Annotated in this window: 1 protein-coding gene; it reads left to right on the top strand. The window is 41.7% G+C overall.

Going from position 1 to position 916, the window contains the following annotated elements; translation table 11 throughout:
- Window positions 1-155: 155 nt before the first annotated feature.
- On the top strand, window positions 156-916 hold a 761-nt coding region (locus QTO00_RS20225), incomplete at its 3' end, for a TonB-dependent siderophore receptor (RefSeq protein ID WP_331426345.1).

Below are 916 nucleotides of genomic sequence, written 5' to 3'. Positions count from 1 at the left end.
AGTCCTTTGTGATGACCGTAAAATCCAAACCAAAATAATAGTAATTATCGTTTAGCTTTTCATTAGTTTGTGAAGTGAGGCGAGAAAATCTCGAGAGAATCATGAATAACATCAAATTGGGAAAGCTTGCTCTTTCTATTAAATACGGACTAACGATGGGCTCGTTGGTACTCCTCCAAGCGCCATTTGCTCACGCTGAAGAGTCAACTAGCACCAGTCAAATGGAAACGATTACCGTAACGGCTCAGGCACTGAAAGTTCAAACTCCAGCGAAGGAAACACCAAAGTCAGTCTCAGTTATTACCGAAGATGAACTTCGCCAACGTGCGCCACAAAAACTTGATGAAGCGGTACGTTATACATCAGGTGTGACAGCTCAACCTTATGGTGCTGACAATGATACAGACTGGATTGGTATTCGTGGCTTTGAATCTGCTACCTATCTTGATGGAAACCGACTTTTCCGTGATGGTTATTACACTTGGTTATTAGAACCTTATGGCTTGGAATCAGTAGAGATCATCAAAGGACCTTCTGCCATTTTATTTGGTGAGTCTGCGCCTGGCGGCATAGTTAACGCCGTTCAAAAGAAGCCATCCTCTTCACTAGGAAATGAACTGCGTATTGAAATTGGAAATAACAATCACAAAGCCGTTGGTATTGATGTTTCTGGTGATGCAAACGACTATGGTTCAGTTCGTTACAGATTAGTCAGTAAATTCCGAACTACTGATGGCGAACTCGATCACACTGAGACTGATTGTATTTATCTAGCACCTAGCCTTGAGATTGATATTTCAGAGAAGACAGAGCTAACATTACTTGCAACTTACCTTCAAGATGACGGTATACCTACAAACCCTTTCTTCCCGATTTACGGTACGTTACTTGATTCAGACTTTGGTAAAATTGCCCC

The organism is Vibrio sp. M260118 (assembly GCF_036533755.1).
Taxonomy (GTDB): Bacteria; Pseudomonadota; Gammaproteobacteria; order Enterobacterales; family Vibrionaceae; genus Vibrio.
The sequence above is the reverse complement of the archived record's forward strand: the minus strand, read 5'-3'. Positions and strand labels throughout refer to the sequence as shown.